Consider the following 22,413-nt stretch of genomic DNA (forward strand, 5'->3'; position numbering starts at 1 on the left):
TTATTGTAGACGCTCATCGTAATGGGCACGTTCACCACCAATAGATTTAGGACGAGTTCGAGCAGCAGAAATGATTGCTCCTCCAATATTTTTAACGGATAAGCGTACGGGTACTACAACTGGAATCATGTGCATACCGATAAAGGTCTGCCCGATATCAAGACCTGCTTTGGCTTCTACTTCTTCAACTAAAACCGGATTTTCAATACCATGATATGCAGCTGTTGCGAAACTTCCTCCACCTTTCAACCAAGGGATTGCATTGACAATTGTATAACGTTCTTTTTTTGCTATTCTTTTATCAATCACGAGAGAACGATTTAGATGTTCACAACATTGAGCTGCTAATATGAGTTGATGTTGTCGTAATACTTTCTTAACGGTATCAAAAATTACTTTACCTACCTCTTCACTAGAAGAGGTACCAATTGTTTCACTTAAAACTTCACTAGAAGAACAACCTACTACTACAATATCTCCTTCTTCTAACTTTGAAACGGAAATGAGTTCTCGCAATGCGTTTTCTGTTTGCATTCTAATTTCTTCTAACATCATAAAACTCCTTTTTTTCTAGACCTAGTCCTCGTCTCTTCCTTTCTATTATCTAACAAAAACACTATTTTGTCATCTTATTAAAGGAAAGAGAACCCCTTCATCTTTTAAAGCAAGATGAAGGGGAGGGGATTATCTGTAGTCTCTTCTATTAGTAATCACTTCAGTTATGGCAGCAAAAACAGCAAATAAAATTCCAACAATAGGAAAAACAATCCATGCAACACCCCAATTGTTATTGAAGAATCCTTGGTATAGGTAATATAGGGTTGCAATAGGGAAAATAATATTTGCAACGGAATCAGTGAGTGTATTTACTTTTACTTGAGCGCGTGTGTGTGACCCAATCGTAAGTAATTTCTGAAAGGTATTCTTTTGAATTCCGTAATAAATAAATAGAAAAACACCGATAGCTACAAAGCCTAGTAGAAATACAATAGAAAGAGGATATTGATCCCCTAATAATGTAACAGTCAGTAAGAGACTAATGGGACCTAGAATACAAAGAACAACTCCAATTGCTATTGCATAAGCAAAACGTGGGTTAAATGAATCATATTCTACTTTTATACGTGAGTAGGTTCGTGGATCAAGATTCAATATCTTTTTTTCGAAAGGATAGTTTGCTTCTTTTAGTCCAAAAATAATAAAGAGTCCAATACTTATAGCTACAATCAGAAGTAGGGTTGCAATTGCGATTACTCCACTTACATTTTCAGAAATGGATGGAAAGAGAAATTGGAAAAATGAAATGACAGAAAAAAATAGAGCTACTGCAATAATACAAAGAAATACACCTAGTGCAATAGCAAAAGCGAATTTATGACGATGCTCTAAATAATCTTCTGCATCATCATCGCTTAAATAAATTTCATTTTTATTTTCTGTAAAAGAGTCATCTTCAGGTGAAATATTATATTCATCGATTATTTCATCAATATTTCCAAATTCTGTTAATACAGTTCCAATTGCTTCATTTTCATTTACACCATCTGCTTTTAAATCTTGATATTTATCCTCCATGTTACGGAGCATATCTTCCTTTAGACGGATCATTTCTGCTGTCTGCGGAAGATTAATAAATACAGATTCGACATAATTGTATATCGTATTCATTTTTTCTCCTCCTAAATAGTTTCTCTATTACGATTGGTAAAACGATCGATTAATAATTTAGTTTCTTGCCATTCTAAAACCTTCTCTTGATAAACTGCTTTTCCTAAAGGAGTAATGGTGTAATAGGTTCGTGGCTTTCCAAAAGATTCACTGCTAGCATAGGAGCGAATAAGTTCTTTTTTTCAAGCCGAGCAAAAGCAGAATAGAGTGTTGTTTCTTTCATTACATATGTATTTTTAGAAATAGTTTTAATGGTACTAGAAATTTGGTATCCATAAGAATCTTCTTCTAATAATACAGACAAAATAATCAAATCATTAAACCCTCGCATAACATCACTTGTAATCATAAAATCACCTCTTTACTCCACCTGTCGTAGTAACAAAAGTATACCATGATTACTACGACAGGTAAAGTAAAATAGCTAGATAAGTTCTTATTGAATAGATAAATATTTACCTTAGCAAAAAATGAAAGCACTTTATGAGATAAATCTAATGAATAATGACCTATCGTTCGTGTATAAGCTATTTACTTTTTTAAAAAGAAACATATAATGACTTCAACAGATATAAACGAATGAAAAATTAATACGAACGTTAAAGGTTCGTAAATAGGAGGGTTTAATTTTGGAAGGTGAACTAACAAAACCGATTGGATTGGCAAATGAAAGACCTATCGAAGCTAATCAACGGAAAGATGATGAATTGTATTATGGAGTAGAAGATAGTCCTAATTTTGTGACTACAACTGTTCTGGGTTTCCAAAATGTCATTACAGCTTTTGGAGGTTTAGTTGCCGTTCCACTTATTATTGCAGGTATGGCTGGATTTGGAGTTACGGACACTGCTTATTTAGTCAGTGCAGCATTACTTGCATCAGGGATTGTTTCGATTATCCAATCAAAAGGTGTTGGGCCAAAAGCTTTCCGTGTTGGTGGAGGCTTACCAACTATTATGGGGACTGATTTTGCTTTTGTTGGTCCTGCTGCTTCTGTTATTGCAGTTGGAGGAATTGGTGCTTACTTCGGTGGAACCATGATGGCGTCTGTTTTGGAAATTGGTATGAGTTACTTTGTAAAACCTCTAATGAAATTCTTCCCTCCAGTTGTTACAGGTTCTGTTATTTCTTTAATGGGGATGACCTTGATGTCTGTAGCGATGGAATGGGCTGCTGGTGGAGTAGGAGCTGCTACTTATGGAGATCCTCGTAACATTCTTATTGCAGTATTTGTCTTTTTGGTTATTGCTCTAATCAATCATTATGCTGGACAGAAAATTGGACCAATGGCTGTACTAATTGGTGCAGTAATCGGTTATATCGTTTGTATTCCTTTAGGAATGGTAAATTTTTCTTTAATATCAGATGCAGCTTGGTTTGCTTGGCCACAAATATTTAAATATGGTGTTACTTTTAAATTACAATATGCAATTCCTTTTATTACTGGCTATTTAGTAACCGTTATTGAAACCGTTGGAGTTATGCAAACGTTAGGTCAAGTTACTAAAACAGAATTAAGTGATGAACGAATTGCAGCTGGTGTAAGAGCAGACGGGGTAGGGAGTTTCTTATCTCCCATTATTGGATCCGGACCTGCAGCAACTTTTAGTCAAAATGCTGGATTAATTCCTTTAACTAAAAATGCTTCTCGTAAAGTTGCTGTTGCAGCAGGGTATATTATGATTTTAATGAGTTTTTTCCCTAAGTTTTCCACATTAGTTTCTATCATGCCTATGCCTGTATTAGGTGGAGCAGGAATCTTAATGTTTGGGACTGTAGCAGCTGCTGGAATCCAATCTTTATCACGTGTTCATTTTAATAACCGAAATATGATTATTGTAGCATCAGCTATTGGAGTAGGGCTTGGAGTAGCTTTCCGTCCGGAAGTAACTGCTTCTTTACCTGGATTTTTAAGTGGATTATTCTCTTCGGGAATTTCTGCTGGTACGATTGTAGCACTTGTGTTAAATATTATTTTAAAAGAAAAACCTGAGGAAGCAGTAAACTAAATTTTGAAAACTAGAAAAGGTTGAGACGAAAAATGTCTCAACCTTTTTTTGCGGATTTATTTGTAATTACTTAGGTCGTTTGATCTAAAATCTGGACGAAAAGGTGGCGGAATTTCTCAGAGTCTTGAAGAGTAAAAGGTTTAGGACCTTTTGTTCTTTTACCACTTTTACGAATTTGTGCACTTAAATAACGATCATGTAAAAGTTTTTCAATATTGCTAGTTGTATATTCAAAACCTTTATGATGTAAAATGGTACATCCTTTTCCTAAAGCGAGGGATGCTAAACCATAATCTTGTGTAATTAAGATATCGCCACGACGAGCAACTTGCATGATTTTGTAATCAGCAGCTTCTGCAGAAGAATCAACATAAATAACTTCTACATGTGGAGGCTGTTCTTTGGTAGAATAATGGGCAAAACTACTTACTAAGACAATCGGTATGTTTCTTTTTTTGTTTCTTCTATAGCCACATTTTTAACTGGACTGGCATCCCCATCAATCATTACTTTCATTTGTGTCACTTCCTTTGTATTCATTTTAGCAAAGGAATAGCATAAATCATATGAAAAATACGAAGAAGTATAAATTATCATTAAATTAGATTGGCTATTCTTGTAATTTCTGCATAAACCATTTATGATAAAAAGAACGAGATCCTACAATAATAGAAATGAGTAGAACAGATAAGGAGCATGTTATGAATATCGGAATAGATAAAATAGGGTTTTATACTCCTCCCTTTTACGTAGATATGAATGAGCTCGCTGAAGTACGTGGCGACGAACCGGCAAAGTATACAATTGGGATTGGTCAAGATGAGATGTCTGTTGCACCGCTTAGTCAGGATATTGTATCAATGGCTGCAAATGCTGCTTTACAGATTTTGGATAAAGAAGATCGAGAAAACATCGATTTAGTTATTGTTGGCACAGAGAGTGGATTTGATGCATCCAAATCGGCTGCAGTTTATGTGCTTGATTTATTAGGCTTACCTTCCCAAACGCGCTGTATGGAGATTAAACACGCTTGTTATGGAGCTACGGCAGGAATTCAAATGGCTAAAGGGCATATTGCTTTAAATCCTGAAAAAAAGCACTTGTTATCGGAAGTGATATCGCTCGTTATGGTCTAGCAACTGGGGGAGAGGTAACACAAGGATCTGGTGCGGTTGCAATGATTATCAGTGCAGAACCACGGATTCTTTCATTAGATAAAGAATCTGCTTATTCATCTAAAGATATCATGGATTTTTGGAGACCTGCCTATGCAGAGTATGCAATGGTAGATGGTCAATATTCCAATGAGCAGTATGTAGCTTTTTTCCTAACTGTTTGGAATCAGTATAAAGAAATTACAGGTCGGACCTTGGATGACTTGGATGCGATTTGTTTCCATCTACCTTTTACAAAAATGGGGCTAAAAGCACTTCGTGAAATTTTGTCAGAAGTAGATGAAGAAAAACAAAATCAATTAACTGCCGAGTACAAAGCGAGTACCTTACTCAACCGAAATGTTGGGAATATTTATACCGGATCTCTTTATCTTAGCTTCTTATCCTTATTAGTTAAATCAACGGAACAAAAAGCTGGAAATCGTATTGGAATGTATAGTTATGGATCCGGTGCCGTTGGGGAATTTTTCTCAGGAACATTGGTTGAAAACTATTCAGATATGCTTCCTCAAAAAGCAATAAGGTGTATATTTGAAGACAGGGAAAAAGTAAGTGTTGCTAAATATGAACAACTATTTTCTCAAGCACTTCCTCAGGATGGCTCTTCTTTTAAAGTAGATAGCAATGGCGATGATTCACCTATTTGTCTGGGTGGCATTAAAGATCATAAACGATACTACATTATGAATAGATCAACAAAATAAGAAGAAATGGACTTCCACCAGTTAGAGTTAACGATCTAATTTGTGGGAGTTTTTTATAAAAATGAAGATAGAATTGGAAGGTAGCTGATGATATTGAATTATGGATGGTTAAATATAGGAAGCTTTATTTTGGGGTTGATTGCTTGGATGATTCCTATTTATAGTATGATTCAGCCTAGGAAAACAAGAAGGAATCATTCCATCTTGATTTTATTAAGTATTTCGGCTTGTGCAATTTCTTTATGGTTCCAAATTGCATACAATACTTATTTAGTTGAGATTCAAGATTGGACTGTGTTACTAGATACAAGCAATACTTTAAATTGGGTTGCCGCTATACTTCTTATCGTAACCATTTTCCTAAATATAATTAGTCTGATTGTTTATAGGAATACGGTATTCGATTAATATGTATAGAAAGAATTTTAAATAAACCACCTTCAATTATTCGGAGTTTTAAAGTCTGATGATTGAAGATGGTTTATTTTATTTTATCTGTTGTCGAATCATTTCCAAGATTCTCTGAGCAGTTGCTAAGTTTTTATTTGTTTCCAGTTTTAATTGGGAAGCTACTTTTTCAATTTCATCCCCACTAGCTCCAGCACTGATCGCTAAAGAACGAGAATGTAGTCCCATATGGCCTTTTTGAATCCCTTCTGTAACCAAAGCACGAACAGCTGAAAAGTTTTGTGCCAGTCCTACGGATACAATAATGGCTTCTAATGTTTCAGCATCTGGGTTTCCTAATAACTGATGGGTCATTTTGGCACCGGGATGGAAAGAAATGGATCCACCTACTGTACCAATAGGTAAAGGAAGAGTTAGTTTACCAATCAAATCTCCATTTTCTGCCTTTTTCCAAATAGAAAGCCCTCGATACTGTCCACTTTTAGATGCGTAGGCATGAGCACCTGCTTCAATAGCTCGCCAATCATTTCCACTTGCCAAGACTACGGCATCAATTCCATTCATAATACCTTTGTTATGGGTAACCGCACGATAAGGGTCCGCAATGGCTAGCTGTGAGGCTAATATAATACGGTCACGAACTTCCTCACCACTAAATGAATCTTTGGCTAGCGCGTGTGCGGGAACTCGACAAGTAGCTGTTGCCAGACATTCGGTAGCATAGTTTGATAAAATCCCCATCAAAGCTTGTCCACCTGAATATTTTTCCAGAGAGGGAGAACAGCTTCCATCATCGTATTGATAATATTTGCTCCCATAGCTTCTAATGTTTCTACATATAGATGAACAATAAGAAAGTCTGGATAGTCTAGTTCTCTATTGGCATTAATTTCTTTAATTTGTATGGAGACAGCACCACCTCCTCTTTTTACAATAGAAGGATGAGCATTATCTGCCATTTGAACAATGTTTTCTTCGTTTTTTTCCAAGGATTGTATAGCTTTTTTCATATCCGGTACACCAGTAAGAACGGCTTGACCAATCATCATTCGTTCCGTAACAGCAGTTTGAAATCCACCATATTGACTAAAAAACTTCGCAGCAGAGCTGGCGGCTGCGATAACCGACGGCTCTTCAATAGCCATTGGAACTACAAATTTCTCATCGTTAATTAAAAAATTTAGAGCAACTCCATAGGGTAATTGGTAGGTAGCAAGTTGATTTTCAATCATACTATCTGCTGTATCTTCCTCTAAAGGGAGCCCCTCTAATAAGTTACGGACTTGATTCGATGTTAAAGACAAAGCTTTTTGGAGTGCATCCACACGTTCTATCCTTTTTTTCTTATAAAGTTTTTCTAAAAAATGATTTTCAATGTCCATATAAACTCCTTCTATTAATAATCGTTCTTATAATCTATTTAAATCCCTAATATTCTTTTTACCTCATCGGGCATTTCTTCAGTAGTGATTACCGTATTATGAAGGACTGGAGAGTAGAGTGCTTCTTCGATAGCAGGCGGATAAGGAATGTTAGAGTTTCTTTTTAGCTCAGCCAGAGAGTCTTCTAATGAGTCAGCTTTAAAATTTGGAACAATTGCATCCAAAACTGCCGTAGGAAATTTATAAGGACTTGCTGTTGAGGCTACGAGCATTGGAATTTTATCTCCGGAAGTGTCTTGATATTTATTAGCAACAACAGTAGCAACTGCCGTGTGAGGATCTATGATATAGTTTGTATCTTTGTACGTTTTTTTAATCTGTTCTAGAACTTCTTTTTCAGTTGCGAAGTCAGCATAAAAATCAGTTGCTTCACTCATTACTTGTTTTGCTACTTGATACCGGCCCTCTGTTGATAGTTCGTTCATATATTTTTTAACTTTCTGTGTGTCTTCTCCAAGAAGCATGTAAAGAAGCCTTTCTAAGTTACTGGATACTAAAATATCCATGGAAGGAGAGGAAGTGAGTGTAAAGTCACGATTTCGATCATACGTACCTGTTTGGAAGAAATCAGTTAGTACGTTATTTTCATTAGAAGCTACAATACATTTATGAATGGGTAAACCCATTTGTTTAGCATAATAAGCTGCTAGCATATTCCCAAAATTACCAGTAGGAACGGTTACGTTAATCAAATCGCCAGATTGGATGGCTTCTGATTGGATCATTTGTCCATAAGCATAAAAGTAGTAAATAATTTGTGGAATTAAGCGACCAATATTGATTGAATTTGCTGATGAAAATTGCATTCCGTTTGCTTCTAGTTCATCTGCTATTGTTTTGTCAGCAAACATCTCTTTTACTTTACTTTGAGCATCATCAAAATTACCATCTATAGCGACTACTGAAATGTTATCTCCTTGCTGAGTAAGCATCTGTTTTTCTTGGATTTCACTCACACCATTTTTGGGATAAAATACGATGATTTTAGTTTGAGGAACATCTGCAAAACCTACCATTGCAGCTTTCCCAGTGTCCCCAGATGTTGCAGTTAAAATAACGATTTCATTTTTTACATTATTTTTGGATGCAGCAGTTGTCATTAAACGTGGGAGAATGGAAAGAGCCATGTCTTTGAAAGCAATCGTAGGACCGTGAAAGAGTTCTAAAAAATAAATAGAATCTTTATAGACCAATGGAGTAATTTTACGATCATCAAACCGAGTATCATAAACAGAAGCACAATCTTGTAGTTCGTTGTCTGTAAAATCAGGTAAAAAATCTTTCATGATTAGAAAAGCTAACTCTTGATAGGTCATTTGTGCAGTTCTTTCTAAAGGAAAAGACAATTTTGGAATTGTAGATGGAACGAATAGACCACCATCCGGAGATATTCCACGTAAGATGGCCTCTGAAGCAGTGTACTGTAAAAGAGAATTCCTAGTGCTATGATAAGTAATCGCCATGTGATTCACTCCTTCTTTCTTAAATGAGGATTTTCTAATCAAAAGTATCTCATAATTAGATGGATATCTCAATCCTGATTTTAATTAATTTAGAAAAGAAAGAAATCATTTTCAGTATGTTTTTTTAAAAGCATAATAAAAAAACCTCCTTGTCTCAGATTTAACTGAGATAAGGAGGTTTTGTTGAATGATTATTCTTTGTCTTCGCCAATTACTTCTGGTTGAGGCATTTCTGCATCAACATCAGAACCTTCTTCAGGCTCTTCTTCAAGTTGTGGAGCAGCGACTACTACAACAGTAGTATCATCTTCTGTTACAACTGTTAAGTTAGAAGGTGTAACTAGATCAGCAACGGTTACTACGTCACCAATTTCTAGTGTTTCTACATTTACTTTGATTTCATTTGGAATATCGGCAGGAGCTACTTCAACTTCTAATTCATTCAAAGCTTGAGTAACAATTCCTTCTTTGACTTCTTCTGCGCCTTCAATAGTGATGCTAACAGAAACGGTAACTTTTTGACCTTTAGTGATTGCTTGCATTTCTACATTGTAGAATTCAGGCTTCAAAGCAGAGCGGTCGATGTTTTTGATTAATACTTGAGTTTCTTTACCATCGATATCTACATTAAATACAGCATTACGACCAAGTTCACGAACAAGATCTTCTAATTCTTTTCTGTCAATTAGTACCGGAGTTGATCCAAACTCTTTTCCGAATACCACTGCAGGTATTTTCTTATCGGCTCTTGCTTTTTTTGATGAAGAAGTTCCGACTGTTTCTCTTTTTTCAGCATGTAATTTCATAAAAAATTTCCTCCAATAGGACATATTAATTATTTGAATCCTTATAAATAAGGATATATTAATCATATGAACATAATATAGACTATCATACCAAATAAAAATGAAATAATCCACTTTGTAGTCAAGTTTTAATAAATGAATTCCTAATCTGTCTCATCCATTCGTTTAAGAAGAGGAATTTTTATTAGCTTCATTTCTAACTTCTTCATTAAATAATTGTAAAAAATTTTCTCTTAGTTTATTGGGAGGTGTATTTTTGTTAAAGACTAAATAAAATGATTGGGAAAATGATAAGTCAGAAATAGGAATTATTTGAAGTGTTTGGTCGATAATTTCATCTGTTACGGAAATATAATAGAAGAAACCAATTCCTTCATCTTTTTTTATTAATTCTTTCATTAAATGAATATTACCGATTATAGTTCGTTTAGAAAAAATATCCAAAGATAAACCTTTTTCAGAGAGAGTTTCCTGTAAGGAGCTATTAATGCCGGATCCTTTTTCACGTAACAATAATTTTTCGTTCTCTAAATCAGAAAACAAAATGTTTTTCGATTGTGCAATGGGGTTATCGGGTGAGCAAACCGCTACAATAAGTCCTTCAAAAAAAATTTGTGTTTCATAAAGTTCTTTATTAAATGGTCCAGAAATAAGTGCGACATCTAAGTCTCCGTTATTGAGTAGTACGAGTAAATTCTTTGTGTTGTCAATAACAAGGTCGATCTCTGAATCATTTTCTTGAAGTGTAAATTGCTGAAGTTTATCGGTAATAAAGTATTCTCCAATAGTGCGACTTGCACCAACTAATAGAGATTTTTGGATTGGATTTTCTGCTAAATGTTCTTTTAAAAACTCAGTTTCTTGGATGAACCGATCCATTTCAGTTTTTAAATATTGACCCTTTTTAGTCAAGGTTAACTTTCGATTTTCAAAAGAGACGAGTTCCGTGTTTAAATGAGATTCTAAATACTGAATATGTTTTGTTACAGCAGGCTGGGATAAGTTTAACAATTTTGCTGTCTTCGTATAATTTAATGTATCAGCCAAAACAGAAAATGTTTTGTATCTATAATCAATCATCTTTAACCATCCTCTTTGTTGGGCAATAGAATATTATTATGGATATACGAGATGTATTTATGTATTCCTTTTTATTATAGTAGTATAGCATTTCGTTATTTCTAAAACAATCAAATAGCCGGTATACTGATGAATGAAAGCACGTGAAGAAAAACACAAGGAAGTGAAAAAATGCAAACTATAGCAAGAAAAGATGTAGAAGCGTCATTTGATAAGAAGCAGCCCATTATTGGTTTTATTTTAATTGTATTATTATTTATTTTTGGGGTATATCTAAATTCATTAAACGCTATTCTCCCTATCCAATTGATAGCGGGAGTCACGTTGGGGTTTGTTCTATCAAGAGCTCGTTTTGGGTTTGCTGGTGGAGTGAAAAGAATATTCATAAGAGGAGAAGGTAGCCTAACAAAAGCTCTTTTATTAATGCTCGTTGTTACGATGTTCTTATTTTTGGAATTCAGTGGCTTTCTGCGCAACAAGGTGCGGTTCCAGCATTTATGGCTTCAGAAGGACAAGCCATTATTCCGGGTACACAAAATGTTCGTTTTACAAATATTGGAATTATTGTTGGAGGATTCCTATTCGGAATGGGAATGATGATATCTGGAGGATGTGCATCGGGTACCTTAACTGATATGGGAGAAGGGGAAGGTCGAGCAATGGTTTCGTTGATTTTCTTCGTTTTAGCTGCTGCACCAGGAGAGTGGGCTCGCTATGCTATCGACCAAACTAGCTTTGGAAAAATTGGATTTCGAATGTATTTACCAGACACGTTCGGTTATTTTGGAGCACTACTTATTTCATTGGCAGCTGTAGGTTTAATCTATTGGTACACTATTTATTATGAGAATAAAAGAAAAGTAGAAGGAACCTATATGGATCCTGAAGGTGACTGGGAAGATTTTGAAAAACCACTAAAGGATGAAGAAAAAACGTCTTTCTTCAGTTACCATACCTATCATAAACTATTCATTGAACGTTTTACTTTTAAGACAGGTGCATTATTGATTGCGATTATTGCTACATTTATCGTGATTACAACTGGTAAAGCATGGGGAGTTACTAGTTCATTTACATTGTGGGAAGTAGCTTTATTAAAACCTTTAGGAGTTAATTTTAGTTCTCCAGTTTTTACAAGTATTGTTGAAAAAGCTAATGCTGGATTATTAAGTGACGGTGGTACGATCAGAAATATAGGATTAGTACTAGGTGGAACAGTAGCATTTTTAATGGCAGGAAGAATGTCATTTAAAATTAATCTAGCAAAAAAAGATATCTTATTTTTGCACTAGGCGGAGCCTTGATGGGATTCGGTGCACGTTTTGCTAAAGGTTGTAATGCTGGAGCTCTTTATTCAGCAATGAGTACATTCTCTGTTTCGGGTTGGGTTTTCTTAATAACCATGACTCTTGGTGGGTTAGCAGGAATGAAATTATTTGCAGGAAAAGTAAGTAGTGTTCCAGACTTAAGAAAAAAGAAATAATATAAAAAATATGAATCAATCATATAGGGGGAATTTTTAAATGAGTAAAAGAATATTAATTATCGGTGGAGTTGCTGGTGGAGCTTCAGTAGCAGCAAGAGTTCGTAGAATTGATGAGTCAGCAGTAATTGTTATGTTTGAAAGAGGACCTTTCGTTTCCTTTTCCAACTGTGCCTTACCTTTCCACTTAAGCGGAATTATTGAAGATGCACAGGACTTAGTTCTTATGACGCCAGATGGTTTTTCTAAACAATATAATATCGATGCACGTGTGAATCATGAAGTAGTATCTATAAATAAAAAAGAAAAAACTATTGTTGTTAAAAACGTTCTAACTAATGAAGAAAAAACAGAGAAGTATGACGAGCTAGTCTTATCACCGGGTGCAAACGCAATTCTACCAAAAAGTATTAAAGGAATTGATCAAAAACACGTTTTCACTGTTCGTAATGTTCCCGATATTGATGGTATAAAAAAATATATTACTGAAAATAATATTGAAGATACAGTAGTTATTGGTGGAGGCTACATTGGATTAGAAGTAGCTGAAAATTTAAAACTTGATAATAAAAATGTTACGTTAGTGGAAGCAGCTAAACAAATTATGGCTCCATTTGACTATGATATGGTTCAAATTCTACAAAAAACAGTGATTGATAATGGAGTAGACTTGTTTGTAGAAGATGGACTTGCTGAGATCCAAGAAGACAAAGTTATCTTGCAATCTGGTAAAGAAGTTAAAGCTGGGATTGTCATCATGGCAATTGGAGTTGTACCGGAAACTACGCTAGCTAAACAAGCTGACCTTGAAATAGGTACAACAGGTGGTATAAAAGTTAATCAACATTATCAAACTTCAGATCATCATATTTATGCAGTAGGAGATGCAATTGAAGTTACAAATCTAATTACTATGAAACCAACACGCTTAACATTAGCTGGACCAGCTCAACGTCAAGCACGTGCAGCAGCAGATAATATGTATGGCAAATCGCATCGTAATACTGGTGTTATCGGTTCTTCTGTTGTTCAATGCTTTGAAATGAATGCAGCTGCAACTGGATTAACTGAAAAAGATTGTATAGCAGAAGGAATTGACTACTTAACTTCTTATGTTATTCCTAAAGATAAAGTAGGATTGATGCCAGATGCGAAACCACTTTTCTTCAAATTAATTTTTGCAAATCCTTCTGGCTGTATTTTAGGAGCACAAGCAGTTGGACAAGGAAATGTCGACAAACGTGTTGATGTCATTGCAACCATGATTACGATGCATGGTGAATTAGAAGACTTGAAAGAGTTAGAGTTATGTTACTCACCAATGTTTGGTACCGCAAAAGATGTTGTGAACATGGCTGCATTAGTAGGATTAAATGTATTGAATGGTGACTTTAAACAAGTTCCAGTTACAGAAATTAGATCATTGGTAGAAAATGATGCCTTTATCATTGATGCTCGTGAGGAACGTGAATATGCAGAAGGTCATTTGAATAACGCTGTAAACATTCCTTTGAGTCAATTCCGTAATCGTTTAGATGAAATACCAAAAGATCAACCAGTTTATATCCATTGTCTATCTAGCCAACGTAGCTATAATATGGTTAAAGCGCTAAACTTAATGGGATATGAAAATATTCATAACTTGATGGGTTCATTCTTAGGAATTAGCATGTATGAATATTACAATGATAAAATGCATAATCGTCAACCAATTATGACTAATTACCGTTTCGACTTACTATAAGCTTGCCGTTTGTTCTTTAAAAAGACTAGATGAATAAGTGAACTGGAAATCAGTTCGCTTATTCTATTTTTAATGACAAATGTAAAAGAGCAACTACTAAATAATAAAGTAGGGAAATAATGAAAAAAACAAAAAGAAAAGAAAATCTGCGTTTGTATACCTATGCCACTTGGGGAATTATTTTACTAGCGTGGTTCTTAATTACTGAATTTGGTTTGGTTACTTCACGATTGGTGCCTTCTCCTTTACAAGTTGTTCAGTCTTTTATTGAAATGATGCAAAAAGGATACAATGGAATTCCATTATGGTCACACATTGGGATTAGCCTTTACAGACTGTTTGTTTCCTCATTTTTAGCGATCCTTACGGCTATTCCGTTAGGCTTAATGAGTGGATATTTTAAACGATTTCGTGCCATTATAGATTCTGTTGTCCAATTTTATCGTCCACTTCCTCCATTAGCTTATTATACCTTCTTAATTTTATGGCTTGGAATTGATGAGTCATCTAAAATCACTTTGCTATATTTAGCAGCATTTGCCCCTATCTATCTAGCGTGTGTTTCTGCAGTATCGAACATTGATCCTAATTATTTATTGAGTGCAGAATCTTTAGGTGCATCAAAAAAAGATATCTTTTTCACTGTAGTTTTACCAGCAAGCTTACCAGAAGTATTTACTGGATTGAGAACGGCAATTGGTATTGCTTATACGACTCTTGTTTCTGCAGAAATGGTTGCTGCTAGATCAGGTGTCGGTTGGATGGTTATTGATGCTTCTCGCTACTTAAAGAGTGACGTTATGTTTGTTGGAATTATTATGATGGGAATCACAGGAGTTCTTTTAGACTGGGTATTAAGAAAACTAGAGAATAAACTTGTTTTTTGGAAAGGAATGCAATAGTATGAAAAAAAATAGAAAGATTTATAGACTGGTGTCTCTTTTTGTAGTTACTATTATGATCGTTTTACTAGCAAGCTGTAGTTCTTCAAATGATGAAACAGCTGATGGATTACCCAAAGAAGTAACGATTGGAATTATACGAGTACCAAACGATAAACAAGTTGCTATTTCAAAAGGATATTTTCAAAAATATTTTGAAGATAAAGGAATAAAGACAACCTTTTTATTCTTTGATTCAGGTGTTGCTGCAAATCAGGCCCTCTCATCTGGAAGTATAGACTTTGCTGAGATGGGCTATACAAATTCGGTTGTTGCACTAGCTACAGGGATTCCTGTTGAGTTAATTTGGATTCATGAAGTAATTGGATCTAATGAAGCACTGATTGCAAACCAAAATTCTGGAATCAATGAAGTAAAAGATTTAGCTGGAAAAAAGTAGCAACACCTTTTAGTTCAACTTCTCATTACAGTTTATTAAAAGCTGCTCAAGATGCAGGAATTGAATCGGATATTCAATTTCTAGATATGGAAACGAGTGATATCGTTGCTGCTTGGGAAAGAGGAGATATTGACGCTGCTTATACATGGGAACCTACTTTATCGGAATTGAAAAAAACTGGTACGGTTGTGTTGGATAGTAAAGAATTAGCAGACAGAGGATATATGACAGCAAACGTAGACGTTGTACATAAAGATTTTTCTGAAAAATATCCTGATTTAGTTTCGGACTACTTACAGGCGCTAGACGAAGCTGTTTATTTTTACAATGAATTCCCTAAAGAGGCAGCAGAAGCAGCAGCAAAAGAACTAGATATCACTCTGGAAGAAGCGGTCACTCAAATGAAGGCAACAGAGTGGTTAACAAAAGAAGAGCAAATATCCGCAATGTATCTTGGGACAAAGTCTGCTCCGGGTGAATTTTCGCAAGTGTTTTTAGATACAGCTGAATTTCTAAAGCAACAAAGTTCCATCAAAACGGTTCCAGAGAAAAAAATGATTGATGAATTTATTGAAACTAAATATATTGAAAATATAATAACGGAATAAAAGTAGAACGGAGCGATGTGGGAAATGACAGAGACACGTAACAACGAAACCGTGGTTGATCTAAAAAATGTCAATTATGAATATACGACAAAAAATACGATCGTTCAAGCTATACAAAATATAGATTTGACGATCAATCATGGTGAATTTGTTTGTTTGGTAGGTCCTTCGGGGTGTGGAAAGAGTACATTACTAAAAACAATCGCTGGTTATCTTGATCCAACAAGTGGAGAATGCCTGATGGAAAATGAGCCTATCAAAGGTCCTCATTGGAAAAGAGGAGTTGTTTTCCAGTCCTCAACTTTATATCCGTGGTTAACGGTTCGGAAGAATATCGAATATGGCCCGCGTACTCGTAAAAAAGATAAAGAAGAGATACGAAAAACGAGTGATTATTACTTAGATCAAATTGAATTAACTGATTTTGCTGAGAATTATCCATTTGAACTTTCTGGTGGAATGAAGCAACGTGTTTCTTTGGCGAGGGTTTTGGCTAACAAACCAAAATTAGTCTTAATGGACGAACCGTTTAGTGCCCTTGATGCGATTACTAGACTAAAAATGCAAGATTTTCTACGGATTTTGTGGAAAAAAATGATCAGACTATTTTATTAATTACACATGATATAGAAGAAGCATTGTCACTCGGAACGAAAGTTGCTGTGATGACTAAAAATCCTGGAACGATTCAAAGTGTTTTTTCAGTTCCGTACTCTGAAAGAATTCTAGCAGATAAAGACTACCATATTGAAGAAGATAATGAATTTATGAAAAAAAATATGAAATTCTTAAGGCAATATCTTAAAAAAACTTTCGTTGTTTTCTTCTATATGAAGACAATGAAGGTTTTTTTATACAAAAATTAGCAAAGCAAGGTGTTTTCTCTTACACTAAAAGTAAGAAGAATAGAAAAAGAGGGGGAATAAAAATGAAGGCGTATGTGAGAGTAAGTGCAGAATCTAGAGAAATAGAATTAGCAGAAGTAGCAGTTCCTACCCCTAGCAAGGATGAAGTACTAATAGCGGTGAGGGCTTTTGGTGTGGGAGTACATGATCGTTATTTTATACCTCCCCATGCAACGTTTCCTTTTCCAATTGGTTCAGAAGGTTCAGGTGTCATTGAAAAAATAGGTAGTGAGATTACTGAATTTAAAAAAGGGGATCGGGTTATATTTTCTAGTAGCATGCAAATAAAAGGAGGAAGCTGGGCAGAATATGCTGTAGTATCTGAGAAATCTATACAAATGATGCCAGATAATATGGAATTTGAAGTGGGGGCTACCCTTCCAGTTGCAGGGAAAACTGCGATGGAAAGTATTCGTGCTTTGAATCTTGATAAGGGTGACACCCTCTTTGTAGCAGGAGCATCTGGTGCGATTGGATCTTTCGTTGTCCAGTTAGCAAATAAGCAAGGGAATTCATGTGGTTGGCTCTGCATCTGCAAAAAATCAAGACTATCTTCTATCTCTAGGAGCAAAAAAAGCAGTAGATTATATGAATCCAAATTGGAAAAAAGAAATATTAGAATGGAAAACAGATGGAGTAGATGCAGCATTAGCTATTCAATCAGGGACTGCAAAAGATAGTATGGATGTTGTAAAAAAAGATGGAAAAGTTATTACGGTTTCTGGAGATCATATTTATCCTGAAAGAAATATTTTAGTTAAACAATTCCAACATCAGTTACAATTAAAAGAAATAATAAAAACATTAGCTCAGGAAGTTATGACTGGCGAAATAAAGGTAATGATTGAACATATTTATCCATTTGAAGAGGCAAATCAAGCGCTAGAAAAAAATGAGACTCGACATGCAAGAGGAAAATTAGTTGTTTCTTTGTAAAAAATAAAAAAGTGTTGTTTAAAAAGGTCATCTTCGAGTATACTTTATAAGTATGTAAAAAAGTAATAAAGGAGATGACAAAGTATGTGGTGGTTCATTCCAGCGATGATTGCAACAGTTGCTTGGGGTACAGCAGATTTATTCTATAAGAAAGGTGCAGACCCAGCTGATAAATATAGTTTCTTAAAAACAGTAATCCTGGTTGGTACAATTATGGGGCTACATGGCATAGCAGTCATTTTCATTCAGGGAATCGATTACGATCCGAGCTATATGATTAAGTATTTACCGGTATCATTCTTTTATGTAACTTCGATGGCTGTAGGATATGCAGGATTGCGTTTCTTGGAGTTATCCGTTTCCTCACCCGTTCAAAATTCTTCGGGTGCAATTGTTAGTGTTATGACATTTCTATTTTTAGGGCAAACGATGGCAAAGATTCAAGTTTTTGCAATTGTACTTATAACGATAGGTGTAGTGATGCTAGGAGTATTTGAACAGCGTTTAGCAGAAAAAGAAGAAGTTGAAAATAAAAAGATGGTGGATCGAAAATATAAGTATGGTGCAATTGCCTTACTCTTTCCACTGATGTATGCTTTTCTTGATTCGATAGGTACTTTTGCTGATGCATGGTTTTTTGATGCTTATGCAACAGTTGATGAAGCAACATTGGAAATGCAAGCAAATATTTCTTATGAGTTTACTTGGTTACTAGTTGCAATCGTTGCCTTCATTTATCTCGTCGTTATCAAAAAAGAATCTTTCCGTCCGAAAGATCAGGTCGATAGAGGACTAGCAGCCATATTCGAAACATTGGGTCAGTTTTTCTATGTATATGCCATTAGTTCAAATGCTATTGTGGTAGCACCAATGATTTCTGCTTATTCAGTAGTATCAATTATTTTATCTAGAATTTTTCTAAAAGAAAAACTTACACGTAATCAATATTCAGTTATTATTCTTATTATTATTGGAATTGTTCTTTTAAGTATAGAATAGGTATAAAAAAGTGGTCTCCTTTTTAAAAGGAGACCACTTTTGATTTACTTAGCAAATTTTGGCAAAAGTTTAGAAAGGGAGTGAAGTGGATACGGAAAGAAAGGTTTCTTTTCATCCACTGTTTGTGTAGGAATATCTTTAGTAAGTGCTCTTTTGGTTAAATAATAAGAACCCATCAAAGGAATCAGCGCACCTAACCAAGCTAGAGGACCAGCTAAACTGACACCTAAATAACCAAACGATTGACTCAATACAATCGCTGCAATAATACGGGATAGAAGTTCCATAATACCAGCAGCAGTAGGGGCAGTACTTTTTCCAAGACCTTGTAAAGTATATCGGTAAATGAAAAGCATCGCTAATAGGAAATAAAAGGTTGCATTCGTAAGGAAATAAGTTTCAACATGATCCAAAATAGCTTGATTTTCTGATCCTACAAAAATAGTAGCGAACTTTCTACCAAAGAAAATAAGAACCGTACCCATTACAAAACTGTAAATCAGAACAACACGAGTAATTTTCTGTACGCCGTCCCAAATTCGATCTAGTTTACCAGCACCAAAATTTTGAGCGGTGTAAGTAGCCATCGTGATACCAAATGATTGTAATGGCATCGTTGCAATCCCATTTATTTTTTCAGCAGCAGTAGTAGCGGCAACAGCAGTTGCTCCTAATCCGTTTAAAGTTACTTGGATGGACATGGTTCCGATAGCGATAATGGAACTTTGAAATCCCATTGGTAAACCAATCTGTAAATGATGGGCAATTTCTTTACGAGTCAACTTCCAATCTTCTTTATGAATACGAAGAATGGGAATTTTTTTATAAATATAAATCAAACAAAAAATAGTGGCAATCATTTGTGAAAAAACAGTGGCGTATCCTGCACCTTCCACTCCGGTGTGAAAGACTAAAATGAAAACGTAATCCAATATGATATTAACAACGGAGGCTACGGCAAGAAAAAGTAGCGGTGTTTTGCTATCACCAATCGCACGCATCATATTCGAAAGTAGGTTATAAAAAACAGAGGCAGCTGTTCCAGAAAAAACAACAGATAAATATGCATGAGCATTGTCAATTAGACTCGCTGGTGTTTTCATAAACACTAATATTTCTCGAGTATATCGTGTTGCAAAAATAGTTAGTAAAAGTGCAACAACTGCTGAAATAATCGTACCTGCTGCGAGACTTCGACGTAATCCTTGATGATCTTTTTTACCAAAGTATTGCGCTGTTACCACTGATAAACCTGCAGTTAGTCCTGCAGCTAAGCCAAGAATAAGAAAAGTGATACTGCCAGTAGCACCTACAGCAGTGAACGCTTCGACACCTAGAGTTTGGCTGACAATGTATGTATCTGCCATACTGTAAAATTGCTGGAAAATGTTACCTAAAAGCATTGGAATAGTGAATTGAATGATTAATTGAAGTGGGTTACCTTTTGTCATATCTTGTCCCAAATTAAATTTCCTCCTATATATACTGAAACATGCCTAATAAATGAAAATTTATAAGTGCAGCAAATGTGTTATTTCTTAAGACTTGAATAGTATAGCCCGATTTTCAGAAAATACAAGGGTATAATGGAATAATCTTGCTTTTATATATTAAGTAAAAAATGGCGTTTTCATTCGTATTAGGTCAAGAGTTTAGACGGATAAAGGTAGCTCTAATCACACTTTTAGCTAGTATTGAAATCTAATTGAAATAACTGTAATGTCAGATTGCTAACAAAAACACAAAAAAGAACACATTTCATCAAGAAGGAGTTAACTCCTAATGGAATCGATATGTTCTTTTACTTTTTCCTTATTTAAAAATTAGCAAGAAACCCAATGGTTGGGCTTTACTTCTTTAAATTCAGTTCCATGATACGTTTGAAGTTGTTCTTCTGTTTCTTCTTCGTTCTTTTTCATGGCTTCTATTGATGGATCAGGGACAGGAATAGCAGATAGTAATTTTTTGGTATAAGGATGAATTGGATTCTCAAAAAGTTCTTCTGCATCTGCTAATTCAACAATTTGACCATTATACATCACAGCAACTCGATCAGAAATTTGTTTCACCATAGCTAAATCATGAGCGATAAATAAATAGGTTAGCTTTAGTTTTTCTTGGAGAGATTCTAACAAATCGACTATTTGTGCTTGAATAGAAGCATCCAAAGAAGAAAGAGGCTCATCTAAGACGATAAACTCTGGATTTACTGCCAATGCACGAGCAATTCCAATTCGTTGACGTTGTCCACCTGAAAATTCGTGAGGAAAACGTTCTGCGAAAGAAGCGTTCAAACCAACTAAATCTAGTAATTCCAATACACGAGCTGTTCGTTCTTTTTTACTTTTTGCCAGATCATGAATATCCAGCGCTTCCCCAATGATATCCATTATTTTCATCCGTGGATTTAAAGAAGCATAAGGATCTTGGAAAATCATTTGCATATGTTTACGCATGGATTTTAATTCATTTTTATTTAAATGGTTTAAATCAAATCCTTCATATAGTGTTTCACCGGCAGAAGCTTCATGGAGACGCAAAATCGTTCGACCGGTTGTTGATTTACCTGAGCCAGATTCACCAACTAATCCTAACGTCTCTCCACGATAAATATCAAAGCTAAGATTATCAACTGCTTTTACCATCTCACCGCGACCATATGGAAATTGTTTTTCTAAGTGCGATATTCTAACAAGAGCATCCCGTTTTCCAGAATGGATCTCATCTAATTTTTGTAAATCTTTTTTTGTCTTAGGCTTGTGCAGATTTGGAATGGCATCCAAAAGCATTTTTGTATATTCATGTTGAGGATTTTCAAAAATATCTGTAGTTTCTCCTCTTTCAACAACTTGACCATGTCGCATAACCATAACGCGGTCACACATATTAGCTACAACACCAAAGTCATGAGTAATTAAGATGATAGCAGTTCCGAATTTTATTTGAATATTTTTAAGCAATTTCAAAATTTGCGCCTGAATGGTTACATCTAACGCAGTGGTTGGTTCATCTGCAATAATAATAGAAGGATTACAAGCTAGAGCCATGGCAATCATCATCCGTTGACGCATTCCTCCAGAAAATTCATGAGCATGTTGGGTAAATCGATAATCAACATTGGTTATCCCAACATCAGTCATGATTTCTTTTGTTCGTACTTCTGCTTCTTTATTAGAAAGACCTTCATGGAGACGTAAAATTTCTACAATTTGTTTTCCAATCGTCATCGTTGGATTTAAGGAAGTCATTGGATCTTGAAAAATCATTCCAATATCTTTTCCACGAATAGAACGTAATTCCTTTTCTGACAAACCAAGCAATTCTCTTCCAGCATAAACAATACTGGATTCAGGGTGGATATAGGCGCTAGAAGAGAGAAGTTGCATAATAGAACGGGCTGTTACACTTTTCCCACTTCCAGATTCTCCAACCAGTCCTAGTGTTTCACCTTTTTCAATTGAAAAGGATACATCGGATAAAACTTGTTGAACATTCGATCCGGTTGAAAAGGAAACAGATAAATTTTTGACCGTTAATAGATTCTCCATTGTTTGTTCCTTTCTTACGATTTATTTCATTCTCAAAAGATATCATTTTTTTACATAAAAAGAAAGTAATCTTTCTTACAAAAAATAAGTATCT

The 22,413-nt window shown here is 35.1% G+C and carries 18 protein-coding genes and 5 pseudogenes; 13 read left to right on the top strand and 10 right to left on the bottom strand.

Annotated elements, in window-relative coordinates; genetic code table 11:
- The 3 genes and pseudogenes from LZ578_RS04370 to LZ578_RS04380 form a co-directional block, all read right to left on the bottom strand.
- The gene (locus tag LZ578_RS04370; RefSeq protein WP_235146108.1) at positions 1-552 is read right to left on the bottom strand and encodes a TIGR01440 family protein; all 552 of its coding nucleotides are present in this window, start codon (positions 550-552) and stop codon (positions 1-3) included.
- A gap of 132 nt (positions 553-684) precedes the next feature.
- Complete coding sequence (locus tag LZ578_RS04375) at positions 685-1,668, bottom strand: permease prefix domain 1-containing protein (protein WP_235146109.1); 984 nt, start codon at positions 1,666-1,668, stop codon at positions 685-687.
- Positions 1,669-1,679: 11 nt separating this feature from the next.
- A pseudogene (locus tag LZ578_RS04380) lies at positions 1,680-2,017 on the bottom strand (PadR family transcriptional regulator).
- A gap of 280 nt (positions 2,018-2,297) precedes the next feature.
- Between LZ578_RS04380 and LZ578_RS04385 the strand changes: the two are divergent.
- Positions 2,298-3,677, top strand: coding sequence for a uracil-xanthine permease family protein (locus LZ578_RS04385; protein ID WP_235146110.1), 1,380 nt, complete (start codon positions 2,298-2,300; stop codon positions 3,675-3,677).
- A 70-nt stretch (positions 3,678-3,747) separates the two neighbouring features.
- Here the strand turns inward: LZ578_RS04385 and LZ578_RS04390 are convergent, their stop codons facing one another.
- Positions 3,748-4,122, bottom strand: coding sequence for a DUF188 domain-containing protein (locus LZ578_RS04390; protein ID WP_311198608.1), 375 nt, complete (start codon positions 4,120-4,122; stop codon positions 3,748-3,750).
- Between the two features lie 256 nt (positions 4,123-4,378).
- On the opposite strand from LZ578_RS04390, the pseudogene LZ578_RS04395 reads away from it, so the two are divergent.
- A pseudogene (locus tag LZ578_RS04395) lies at positions 4,379-5,556 on the top strand (hydroxymethylglutaryl-CoA synthase).
- Positions 5,557-5,643: 87 nt separating this feature from the next.
- Positions 5,644-5,964, top strand: coding sequence for a hypothetical protein (locus LZ578_RS04400; protein WP_235146111.1), 321 nt, complete (start codon positions 5,644-5,646; stop codon positions 5,962-5,964).
- Positions 5,965-6,042: 78 nt separating this feature from the next.
- On the opposite strand, the pseudogene LZ578_RS12665 reads toward LZ578_RS04400, so the two are convergent.
- From LZ578_RS12665 to LZ578_RS04420, 4 genes and pseudogenes are all read right to left on the bottom strand, one after another.
- A pseudogene (locus LZ578_RS12665) lies at positions 6,043-7,346 on the bottom strand (hydroxymethylglutaryl-CoA reductase, degradative).
- A gap of 38 nt (positions 7,347-7,384) precedes the next feature.
- Entirely contained in the window at positions 7,385-8,869 is a 1,485-nt protein-coding gene (thrC, locus tag LZ578_RS04410; protein ID WP_235146112.1) for a threonine synthase, read from the bottom strand.
- A gap of 191 nt (positions 8,870-9,060) precedes the next feature.
- Complete coding sequence (locus LZ578_RS04415) at positions 9,061-9,675, bottom strand: 50S ribosomal protein L25 (RefSeq protein ID WP_235146113.1); 615 nt, start codon at positions 9,673-9,675, stop codon at positions 9,061-9,063.
- 165 nt (positions 9,676-9,840) lie between these two features.
- Entirely contained in the window at positions 9,841-10,755 is a 915-nt protein-coding gene (locus LZ578_RS04420) for a LysR family transcriptional regulator (protein WP_235146114.1), read from the bottom strand.
- Positions 10,756-10,926: 171 nt separating this feature from the next.
- On the opposite strand from LZ578_RS04420, the gene LZ578_RS04425 reads away from it, so the two are divergent.
- The 10 genes and pseudogenes from LZ578_RS04425 (at position 10,927) to LZ578_RS04470 (ending at position 18,771) form a co-directional block, all read left to right on the top strand.
- Positions 10,927-11,352, top strand: a complete 426-nt coding sequence (locus LZ578_RS04425; RefSeq protein WP_235146115.1) for a hypothetical protein — start codon at positions 10,927-10,929, stop codon at positions 11,350-11,352.
- Positions 11,253-12,238, top strand: a pseudogene (locus LZ578_RS04430) (YeeE/YedE family protein). Before LZ578_RS04425 ends, LZ578_RS04430 begins: the two are co-directional and overlap by 100 nt.
- A gap of 40 nt (positions 12,239-12,278) precedes the next feature.
- The gene (locus LZ578_RS04435) at positions 12,279-13,982 is read left to right on the top strand and encodes an FAD-dependent oxidoreductase (protein WP_235146116.1); all 1,704 of its coding nucleotides are present in this window, start codon (positions 12,279-12,281) and stop codon (positions 13,980-13,982) included.
- Between the two features lie 119 nt (positions 13,983-14,101).
- Positions 14,102-14,884, top strand: coding sequence for an ABC transporter permease (locus LZ578_RS04440; protein ID WP_235146117.1), 783 nt, complete (start codon positions 14,102-14,104; stop codon positions 14,882-14,884).
- Positions 14,885-14,939: 55 nt separating this feature from the next.
- Positions 14,940-15,931: pseudogene (locus tag LZ578_RS04445) on the top strand (ABC transporter substrate-binding protein).
- Between the two features lie 24 nt (positions 15,932-15,955).
- Positions 15,956-16,546, top strand: a complete 591-nt coding sequence (locus LZ578_RS04450) for an ABC transporter ATP-binding protein (RefSeq protein WP_235146118.1) — start codon at positions 15,956-15,958, stop codon at positions 16,544-16,546.
- A complete protein-coding gene (locus tag LZ578_RS04455; protein WP_235146119.1) occupies positions 16,516-16,797 on the top strand; it encodes a hypothetical protein in 282 nt (93 codons plus the stop codon). The genes LZ578_RS04450 and LZ578_RS04455 overlap by 31 nt, the downstream gene beginning before the upstream one ends.
- 62 nt (positions 16,798-16,859) lie before the next feature.
- Positions 16,860-17,516 carry an alcohol dehydrogenase catalytic domain-containing protein gene (locus tag LZ578_RS04460; protein WP_235146120.1) on the top strand — a complete coding sequence of 219 codons (657 nt, stop codon included), beginning with the start codon at positions 16,860-16,862 and terminating at the stop codon, positions 17,514-17,516.
- Positions 17,425-17,772: a zinc-binding dehydrogenase gene (locus LZ578_RS04465; RefSeq protein WP_235146121.1), complete on the top strand. Its 348-nt coding sequence runs from the start codon at positions 17,425-17,427 to the stop codon at positions 17,770-17,772. The genes LZ578_RS04460 and LZ578_RS04465 overlap by 92 nt, the downstream gene beginning before the upstream one ends.
- A gap of 84 nt (positions 17,773-17,856) precedes the next feature.
- Positions 17,857-18,771, top strand: a complete 915-nt coding sequence (locus LZ578_RS04470; RefSeq protein ID WP_235146122.1) for a DMT family transporter — start codon at positions 17,857-17,859, stop codon at positions 18,769-18,771.
- Positions 18,772-18,815: 44 nt separating this feature from the next.
- Here the strand turns inward: LZ578_RS04470 and LZ578_RS04475 are convergent, their stop codons facing one another.
- Complete coding sequence (locus LZ578_RS04475; RefSeq protein WP_235146123.1) at positions 18,816-20,234, bottom strand: MATE family efflux transporter; 1,419 nt, start codon at positions 20,232-20,234, stop codon at positions 18,816-18,818.
- 360 nt (positions 20,235-20,594) lie between these two features.
- Positions 20,595-22,319 (bottom strand): ABC transporter ATP-binding protein, encoded by a 1,725-nt coding sequence (locus LZ578_RS12595; RefSeq protein ID WP_311198597.1) that lies wholly within the window; start codon positions 22,317-22,319, stop codon positions 20,595-20,597.
- Positions 22,320-22,413 lie beyond the last annotated feature (94 nt).

Source organism: Jeotgalibaca sp. MA1X17-3 (assembly GCF_021513155.1).
Classification (GTDB): domain Bacteria; phylum Bacillota; class Bacilli; order Lactobacillales; family Aerococcaceae; genus Jeotgalibaca.

What these genes read in the sequence shown, in the direction of transcription:
- LZ578_RS04370 (WP_235146108.1), bottom strand. Translation starts at nt 552, where the DNA reads ATGTTAGAAGAAATTAGAATGCAAACAGAAAACGCATTGCGAGAACTC.
- LZ578_RS04375 (WP_235146109.1), bottom strand. Translation starts at nt 1,668, where the DNA reads ATGAATACGATATACAATTATGTCGAATCTGTATTTATTAATCTTCCG.
- LZ578_RS04400 (WP_235146111.1), top strand. Translation starts at nt 5,644, where the DNA reads ATGATATTGAATTATGGATGGTTAAATATAGGAAGCTTTATTTTGGGG.
- thrC (WP_235146112.1), bottom strand. Translation starts at nt 8,869, where the DNA reads ATGGCGATTACTTATCATAGCACTAGGAATTCTCTTTTACAGTACACT.
- LZ578_RS04415 (WP_235146113.1), bottom strand. Translation starts at nt 9,675, where the DNA reads ATGAAATTACATGCTGAAAAAAGAGAAACAGTCGGAACTTCTTCATCA.
- LZ578_RS04420 (WP_235146114.1), bottom strand. Translation starts at nt 10,755, where the DNA reads ATGATTGATTATAGATACAAAACATTTTCTGTTTTGGCTGATACATTA.
- LZ578_RS04425 (WP_235146115.1), top strand. Translation starts at nt 10,927, where the DNA reads ATGCAAACTATAGCAAGAAAAGATGTAGAAGCGTCATTTGATAAGAAG.
- LZ578_RS04435 (WP_235146116.1), top strand. Translation starts at nt 12,279, where the DNA reads ATGAGTAAAAGAATATTAATTATCGGTGGAGTTGCTGGTGGAGCTTCA.
- LZ578_RS04440 (WP_235146117.1), top strand. Translation starts at nt 14,102, where the DNA reads ATGAAAAAAACAAAAAGAAAAGAAAATCTGCGTTTGTATACCTATGCC.
- LZ578_RS04450 (WP_235146118.1), top strand. Translation starts at nt 15,956, where the DNA reads ATGACAGAGACACGTAACAACGAAACCGTGGTTGATCTAAAAAATGTC.
- LZ578_RS04460 (WP_235146120.1), top strand. Translation starts at nt 16,860, where the DNA reads ATGAAGGCGTATGTGAGAGTAAGTGCAGAATCTAGAGAAATAGAATTA.
- LZ578_RS04465 (WP_235146121.1), top strand. Translation starts at nt 17,425, where the DNA reads ATGAATCCAAATTGGAAAAAAGAAATATTAGAATGGAAAACAGATGGA.
- LZ578_RS04470 (WP_235146122.1), top strand. Translation starts at nt 17,857, where the DNA reads ATGTGGTGGTTCATTCCAGCGATGATTGCAACAGTTGCTTGGGGTACA.
- LZ578_RS12595 (WP_311198597.1), bottom strand. Translation starts at nt 22,319, where the DNA reads ATGGAGAATCTATTAACGGTCAAAAATTTATCTGTTTCCTTTTCAACC.